The 510-nt window shown below is 61.2% G+C and carries 1 protein-coding gene; it reads left to right on the top strand.

Going from position 1 to position 510, the window contains the following annotated elements; all coding sequences use genetic code 11:
- On the top strand, positions 1-209 hold a 209-nt coding region (locus GZH79_RS17530; protein ID WP_211645069.1), incomplete at its 5' end, for a hypothetical protein.
- Between the last annotated feature and the right edge of the window lie 301 nt (positions 210-510).

Raw genomic sequence — 510 nt, 5'->3', positions numbered from 1 at the left:
GGCTCGCCACCTCGGCGAACCGCCGTCGCATCGCAGGGCACTCGCTTCGTCCTGAGACCGTCGATGAGATGCACGAAGAGGCAGATGAGGAAGAAGCGTTCGCCGCAGAAGAAGCGGAGCTGGCTGCCGCTGAGGCTGCTGCGGCAGAAGAAAAGGCCGCGAAGGCTACGCCGAAAGCCGCACAGTCGGATGATGCCTCCTCATCTTGATCGGCATCGGCGGGGCAGGGGCGGCCAGTCGCCGCCTCGGCCCGCCGCCTTGCTCATCGCGCCACCGGGACGAACAGTGTGGTTTTCGCCAAAGTGCAAACCGGTCTCCCGCAACCATCGTTACTTGCCCAGAACGCCCGCCATTCCAGCGGGCGTTGGCGTGTTTGTCCATGCCACTGGCGCACAACGACAAAATCCCGGCCATCGCACCGTGTGTTGATTTTCACTCAGAACTGAGCCGGTTTTTTCACCGAGAAGTGAGCCACCTCTGATTATGGATTTTGGTTCATGTTGGGGTCAA

Source organism: Loktanella sp. SALINAS62, assembly GCF_018263905.1.
Taxonomy (GTDB): Bacteria; Pseudomonadota; Alphaproteobacteria; order Rhodobacterales; family Rhodobacteraceae; genus Loktanella.
The sequence above is the reverse complement of the archived record's forward strand: the minus strand, read 5'-3'. Positions and strand labels throughout refer to the sequence as shown.